General features: G+C 72.2%; 3 protein-coding genes and 1 pseudogene. 2 read left to right on the forward strand and 2 right to left on the reverse strand.

All coding sequences use genetic code 11. The annotated features are described in order from the left end of the window. Both HMPREF1138_RS11230 and HMPREF1138_RS03445 read left to right on the forward strand, forming a co-directional pair. Positions 1-469, forward strand: a pseudogene (locus HMPREF1138_RS11230) (tRNA adenosine(34) deaminase TadA); the annotation flags it as partial. A 1-nt stretch (position 470) separates the two neighbouring features. Next, entirely contained in the window at positions 471-962 is a 492-nt protein-coding gene (locus tag HMPREF1138_RS03445) for a MogA/MoaB family molybdenum cofactor biosynthesis protein (protein WP_009056584.1), read from the forward strand. A gap of 204 nt (positions 963-1,166) precedes the next feature. Here the strand turns inward: HMPREF1138_RS03445 and moaC are convergent, their stop codons facing one another. Beyond that, complete coding sequence (moaC, locus tag HMPREF1138_RS03450; RefSeq protein WP_009056586.1) at positions 1,167-1,640, reverse strand: cyclic pyranopterin monophosphate synthase MoaC; 474 nt, start codon at positions 1,638-1,640, stop codon at positions 1,167-1,169. A gap of 52 nt (positions 1,641-1,692) precedes the next feature. After that, positions 1,693-3,018: a molybdopterin molybdotransferase MoeA gene (locus HMPREF1138_RS03455; protein WP_009056582.1), complete on the reverse strand. Its 1,326-nt coding sequence runs from the start codon at positions 3,016-3,018 to the stop codon at positions 1,693-1,695. Positions 3,019-3,237: the final 219 nt, after the last annotated feature.

The following is a 3,237-nucleotide window of genomic DNA, read 5'->3' on the forward strand; positions in this document are numbered from 1 at the left end:
CCCCGCCGGCGAAACGGTGCCCCCCGCCTCGCAGCCGCCCTACCGCAGTGCTGCCCCCGTCATGCCCGCCGTCTCCCCCGACACCACGCGCGGCCCCGTCACCAAATCCGTCCCCCAAATCCGCCCCGTGCACGTGCGCCCCACCGCCACCGTGCCCGCCGGAATCTACACGCCAGCCCAGCCTAAGCGCCCCGCCGTCCAGCCGCTCAGCGACACCGTCACCCCGCCGCCCACCCCCGAACCCGCCCCGCAGATCATCGACGCCCCGGTGCCCCCCGTGTTCCCCCAGCGAGCCAAACAGCGCACCACCGCGCGCCCGCAGCGCCCGCTCCCGCAGGCCTTCGAACCCGAACCCGCGCGCCGCGTCGACTACGAACTCTCCCCGCGCCAGTTCAGCGACGTCGACCCCATCACCTCCGGCATCCGCGTGCGCCGCTCCGGGCGACGCCGCGGCAACGCACGCCACTAACATGATCCCCGCGCGCGTCATCACCGTCTCCGACCGGTGCTCCGCGGGCAACGCCGAGGACCTCTCCGGCCCCCTCGCCGCCCGCCTCCTCGCCGAGCACAGCATCGAAGCCTCCGTGGTGGTCGTCCCCGACGACGTCGGCCCCATCCGCGCCGCGATCATCGCCGCCGTGGAGGACGGCGCCCGTCTCGTCTTCACGACCGGCGGCACCGGCTTCGCGCCCCGCGACGTCACCCCCGAGGCCACCGAGCCTCTCCTCGCCACCCGCATCGACGGCCTCGCCAACGCGATCCGACGCCGCGGCGAAGAAAAAATCGCCTCCGCCGCCCTGTCACGAGGCCTCGTCGGCGTCACCGCACGATCCCCCGAGGGCGCCCTCGTCGTCAACGCGCCCGGCTCGCGCGGCGGCGTCACCGACGCTGTGGCCGTCATCGGCCCACTCGCCGCCCACATCATCGACCAGCTCGCCGGCGGCGACCACCCGCGCGCCTAAGCGCAACCCTCCCGCGTGCATATCCGCGCGGGCGCGAGTGTGCGCGAACAAGCCCGCGTGCACGGGTTTGCGCCCGGGCGCCCCCTCACACGAGGCGACCGCTCGGCGAGCGCCCGGCGAGCACGAACACCCCGGGCGGCCCAAGCCTCGTCGGTGAGCACTGCCTCGTCGGTGAGTGCCGCCTCGTCGGTCAGAGCCCTGCGATCAGTCCTCCGGGCGCACCCAGTCGCCGCTGCGCCCACCCGACTTTGCGACAATCTTCGCCTCGGTGATACGAGCCGAGCGATCCACGCCCTTCACCATGTCGACAATCGCCAAGGCCGCCACCGTCACCGACGTCAACGCCTCCATCTCCACGCCCGTCCGATCCGCCGTGCGCACCGTCGCGCGGATCGCCACGTGATCAACCTCCAGGCCCAGATCCACCTCGCACCCGTGCACGCCGATCGTGTGCGCGAGCGGCAACAGCTCCGGCACGCGCTTCGCCGCCGCGATACCCGCCACGCGGGCCACCGCCAGCACATCCCCCTTCGGCACAGTGCCCTCGCGCAATGCCCGCATAACCTCGGGCGAACAATCCACGCGACACACGGCGCTCGCCTGGCGAACCGTCGGGCTCTTCGCCGTCACGTCCACCATGTAGGCGGCCCCCTCCTCGTTCAGATGCGTCAACTTCACGGGAATCCTTTCGTCGAAACGACCTAGTACTAACTGCTGAACGACGCGCCTCTCAGCCCACCAGCGCCACGACGGCCAGCTCCTCGCCAGCCTCAACCGCGCCGCGCTCCGGCGCCACCACACCAATGCCCTGCGCCCGCGCCAACGACGCCACCAAATGCGACTTCGACCCCAACGGGTGCACGGGCTCGACCCAGCGGGCCCCGGCCTCGGGCGCGACGGCCTCGCCGCCCCCCAACCCGGCGGCAGCAGAAGAACACGCCCCGGCCTCGTCAACGAAACGCAGCGGAATGAACTGAGTCTTACCCTCCGGCGACTCCCACCCCACGCGCGCCCGCGCAATGACGGCGCTCGGAACGGTCGCACCGCGCTCGGGGAGGACCAGGCCCGACATGACCGCCAGCGCGCCCGCCACGTACATGTGGAACGTCGTGAACACCGACACCGGGTTGCCCGGCAAACAGATGATCGGAGTCTCACGCCTGTGCGCACCCACCGGCGTCGACCCCACACCCTGCGGACCACCCGGCTGCTGGGCGACATGATGGAAGCCCGCATCCGTGCCAAGCGTCAGCCGCACCACCTCGTAGGCCCCCGCCGAAATACCGCCCGCGGTGATCACCAGGTCAGCGTCGGGAGCATCGTCGAAGGCTCGGCGCAGTTCCTCCGGCGTGTCACCTGTACGCAGATGAGCGACAACCCGCCCGCCCGCCTCCTCCACGAGGCCACGCAGCAGGACCCCGTTCGAGTCCGGGATCTGGCCGCGTTCCAGCTCCTCGCCCGCACTCCTCAGCTCGGCGCCCGTCGACACCACGACGACGCGAGGGCGCGGCAGGACCGTCAACGTCCCATGCCCCACCGAGATCGCCGCCGCCAGCGCAGTCCCATCCAGGAGGCGGCCCGCCGTGAGGACCTGGGAACCCGCCTCGAGGGCCTCGCCCGCGACACGCACATTCGCGCCGTGCGTCGGGGCCACGCGGACCTGGACCGTGTCGGGTGCCTGCGCGACGCCGGGCGCATGGTCCGTGTGCTCGACCTTGACGACCGTGTCCGCGCCCTCGGGGAGGGGAGAGCCCGTCATAATGCGCATCGCCTGGCCGGCCTCAAGGAAGTGCACGCGGGTGTCACCCGCCGGAATGTCAGCCACGACCGGCAGCGTCCACGGGCCATCGCCCGCCAGGTCCTCGCGGCGCAGCGCGAAGCCATCCATCGCGGAATTCGTGAACGGCGGCAGCGGGATCAACGAGTGGAGGTCGACAGCCAGGCGGCGCCCCAGGCATTCCTCGGCGGGAAGCGTCTCGTGCGGGAGGACATGGCTGAGCGCCAGCGCCTCAACGAGGTCGCGGTGCTCCATCGTGGACAGCGTCGGATCGTGCATGCCACCAGTGTAGGGGTGCGGGCCCTTGTTGGTTGGCCGGGTGTGGGCGGGCGGGGCGGGGGCGCAGGGTGCGTTGTTGCCCGCGTTGGCAGCCGGGTGTGGCCGGGCGCGGCCAGGCGGGCGAGGTTGTGGTTGGTAGAGGCGCGTTGGCAGCCGGGTGTGGCCGGGCGCGGCCAGGCTCGCGGGCTGTGGAGTGTGGGCCGACGTTGCCACCAGCGG

The sequence above is a fragment of the Actinomyces sp. ICM58 genome (assembly GCF_000283035.1).
Taxonomy (GTDB): domain Bacteria; phylum Actinomycetota; class Actinomycetes; order Actinomycetales; family Actinomycetaceae; genus Pauljensenia.

Coding starts and splice junctions, on each gene's coding strand:
- HMPREF1138_RS03455 (WP_009056582.1), bottom strand. CDS start 3,018: ATGCACGATCCGACGCTGTCCACGATGGAGCACCGCGACCTCGTTGAG.
- HMPREF1138_RS03445 (WP_009056584.1), top strand. CDS start 471: ATGATCCCCGCGCGCGTCATCACCGTCTCCGACCGGTGCTCCGCGGGC.